The 3,476-nt window shown below is 71.1% G+C and carries 3 protein-coding genes; all 3 read left to right on the forward strand.

Features of this window, described 5'->3' with window-relative positions:
* Positions 1-17 precede the first annotated feature (17 nt).
* The 3 genes from ruvX (at position 18) to ACWF94_RS36640 (ending at position 3,360) form a co-directional block, all read left to right on the forward strand.
* Positions 18-482 carry a Holliday junction resolvase RuvX gene (ruvX, locus tag ACWF94_RS36630; protein WP_453498928.1) on the forward strand — a complete coding sequence of 155 codons (465 nt, stop codon included), beginning with the start codon at positions 18-20 and terminating at the stop codon, positions 480-482.
* Between the two features lie 158 nt (positions 483-640).
* Positions 641-2,533, forward strand: a complete 1,893-nt coding sequence (mltG, locus tag ACWF94_RS36635; RefSeq protein ID WP_453498924.1) for an endolytic transglycosylase MltG — start codon at positions 641-643, stop codon at positions 2,531-2,533.
* Positions 2,530-3,360, forward strand: a complete 831-nt coding sequence (locus ACWF94_RS36640; protein ID WP_453498926.1) for a shikimate dehydrogenase — start codon at positions 2,530-2,532, stop codon at positions 3,358-3,360. The genes mltG and ACWF94_RS36640 overlap by 4 nt, the downstream gene beginning before the upstream one ends.
* Positions 3,361-3,476 lie beyond the last annotated feature (116 nt).

Genomic DNA, 3,476 nt, shown 5'->3' on the forward strand with positions numbered 1-3,476 from the left:
GTGTCAGAGATCGCGTGATGCGCCGGGGCCGCCGTCTCGCGATCGACGTCGGAGACGCCCGGATCGGGGTCGCCTCCTGCGACCCCGACGGGGTCCTCGCCACCCCGGTGGAGACCGTGCCGGGACGCGATGTCCCGGCCGCCCACCGGCGGCTCGGGCAGCTCGTCGAGGAGTACGAACCGATCGAGGTCGTGGTCGGCCTGCCCCGCTCGCTCAGCGGCGGGGAGGGTCCGGCGGCGGCCAAGGTGCGGGCGTTCGCACAGAAGCTGGCCGCAGATATCGCGCCATGCCCCGTCCGGCTGGTCGACGAGAGGATGACCACAGTGACGGCCGGCCAGAGCCTGCGTGCCTCCGGAGTGAAGTCCAAAAAGGGTCGCTCTGTCATCGACCAGGCTGCCGCTGTGGTCATCCTTCAGAACGCTCTGGAGTCCGAACGGGCGTCAGGGCTACCCCCCGGTGAGGGCGTCGAAGTGGTTGTCTGATCGCGATACGGTAACGTTCCGCGCGATGCGGCGGTGTTCGAACAGCTGCCGCACAGTAAAGAGGCGGAACAGTCCAGCCCCCGTCTCGCGGCCCTAGGGGATCGATGACTGATTATGGCCGGGGCCCCGGCTCCGAACCGTGGCATCCCGATGACCCTTTGTACGGCGATCAGGGCGATCAGGGACAGTATGCGCAGCAGGCCGAATCCGGCCATGTCCCGTACGGCCGGCCGGAGCAGCCGTACCCGCAGCAGCCGCAGGACTACACCACTCAGGGCTATCAGCAGCAGTACGGCCAACAGCCCTACGGCGGCGGCCAGTTCGACGGCGGCCACGACGGGCGGCAGTACGACCAGGGGACCGGGCAGCAGGCCGTGCCGCAGTACGAGGCGGGGACCGGGGCCGTGCCGCAGTACGGCGCGGGATCCGGGGCCGTGCCGCAGTACGGCGCGGGATCCGGGGCCGTGCCGCAGTACGGCGCGGGATCCGGGGCCGTGCCGCAGTACGACGCGGGATCCGGGGCCGTGCCGCAGTACGACGCGGCAACCGGGCAGCAGATCGCGCCGCAGTACGACCAGGGGACCGGCCCGCAGGCCGTACCGCAGTACGACCAGGGGGTCGCACAGCAGTACGAGGGCGCCTGGGACCCGGGCGGGCAGGCGGCGGTGCCGTACGGCGGGAACCCGGCCGACGGATACGGCGGCCCGGCCCCCGCCTACACCGGCCGGCAGCCCATCGCCGACTACTACGCCACACCGGACGCCTACCCCCCGCCCGAGCCCCCCTCGCGCCGCAGACCCGAGCCGGAGCCCTCGGCCACCGAATGGGAGGCCGAGGCCCCGGAGGAGGAGAAGCACCCCTTCTTCACCGGTGCCGGCGGTGGCAGGGGTGAGGACGACGACGGCGCGTACGACGACGACCCGGGCGAGACCCGCCGCCGGGGCCCCGGCAACGAGCGCCGGGGCAAGGGCAAGAAGAAGGGCCGCAACGGCTGCGCCTGTCTGGTCGTCTCCCTGGTCCTCGTCGGCGGGCTCGGCGGTGCCGGCTACTTCGGCTATCAGTTCTGGGAGGGCAGATTCGGCCCGCCCGAGGACTTCACCGGGGCGGGCAGCGGCTCGACCCAGGTCGAGGTGCCCCAGGGCGCGGGCCTGATGGAGATCGGCAACATCCTGAAGAAGAAGGGTGTCGTCAAGAGTTCCGGCGCGTTCGTCTCCGCTGCCAAGGGCAAGCTCATCGAAGAAGGCGTCTACATCCTGCCGAAGGGCATGTCGGGGAAGAACGCCGTGCTGACGATGCTCGACCCGAAGAGCCGCAACAACCTCATCGTCACCCCGGGCAAGCGCAACTTCCAGGTCTACGCCGAGATCGACAAGCGGCTCGCCATCAAGAAGGGCACCACCGCGGCCGTCGCGAAGGACAAGGCCGGCTCGCTGGGTCTCCCCGCCTGGGCCAAGGGCGGCCGGGACATCAAGGACCCGCTGGAGGGCTTCCTCTTCCCGGCGACCTATCCGCTCGCCAAGGGGATGAAGCCCGAGGCGATCCTCGCCAAGATGGTCGCCGAGGCGAACAAGGCGTACGGCCAGCAGGACCTCAAGGCCGAGGCCGAGAGGCTGGGGCTGAAGTCACCGCTGGAACTGCTCACCGTCGCCAGCCTCGTCCAGGCCGAGGGCAAGCACCGCGAGGACTTCGAGAAGGTCGCCCGGGTCGTCTACAACCGGCTCCAGCCGGGCAACACCGAGACCGTCGGACGGCTGGAGTTCGACTCCACCGTCAACTACATCAAGGGCCAGAGCCGGCTCGACATCGGTTCCGTCGACAAACTGCGGAAGATCAAGCACCCGTACAACACCTACCTCGTCAAGGGCCTTCCGCCGGGCCCGATCGGCAACCCCGGGATGAGCGCCTTCAACTCCGCGCTCAAGCCGGCGCCCGGTCCCTGGTACTACTTCGTCTCGGTCACCGAGGACGAGACGATCTTCGCCGAGACGAACGACGAGCACGAGCGGAACCGCAGGAAGTACGAGGAACAGCAGGAGAAGTCCGGACAGTGAGCACCAGCAGACGGCGCGCGGCGGTTCTCGGATCGCCGATCGCCCACTCCCTCTCCCCGGTCCTGCACCGCGCCGCCTACGCCGAGCTGGGCCTCCACGACTGGTCGTACGACCGGTACGAGGTGGACGAGGCGGCGCTGCCCGGTTTCCTGGAGCGGCTCGACGACTCCTGGGCCGGACTGTCGCTGACCATGCCGCTGAAGCGGGCGATCCTTCCGCTCCTCGACTCGATCAGCGACACGGCCGCCTCGGTGGAGGCCGTGAACACCGTGCTGTTCACCGAGGACGGGCGGCGACTCGGCGACAACACCGACGTTCCGGGCATGCTCGCCGCCCTGCGGGAGCGCGGTGTCGACAAGGTCGAGTCGGCGGCCGTCCTGGGCGCGGGCGCGACGGCGTCCTCCGCGCTCGCCGCGCTCGCCCGCATCTGCGCCGGGCCCGTCACCGCGTATGTCCGCGGCCCGGACCGGGCGGCCCAGATGCGCGGCTGGGGAGAGCGGCTGGACGTGGAGGTGCGGATAGCCGACTGGGCCGACGCCGCCGATGCGCTGCGCGCACCGCTCGTCGTCGCCACCACACCGGCGGGCGCCACCGACCGGCTCGCGACCTCGGTCCCCGAACGGCCCGGCACCCTCTTCGACGTCCTGTACGACCCCTGGCCCACCGAACTCGCGGCGGCCTGGTCCGCGCGGGCCGGAGCCGTCGTCAGTGGTCTGGACCTGCTGGTCCACCAGGCGGTGCTCCAGGTCGAGCGGATGACCGGGCGCACCCCCGCGCCGCTCGCCGCGATGCGGTCGGCGGGTGAGCGGGCGATCGGGGGGCGCTAGGCATGTCCGGGACGGGGTGCCTCCGAAGCGCCGGACAGGCTGCGGTACCTGGGCCCGGGCGAGCGAATTGAGCCCCTCCGGCGTTCGAGGAGCGGGGTGTGGGGCGGAGCCCCACC

Source organism: Streptomyces sp. NPDC055078, from assembly GCF_053607985.1.

Bases quoted from the DNA above. Each gene is read 5' to 3' on its own strand.
- ruvX (WP_453498928.1), top strand. From the start codon at position 18: ATGCGCCGGGGCCGCCGTCTCGCGATCGACGTCGGAGACGCCCGGATC.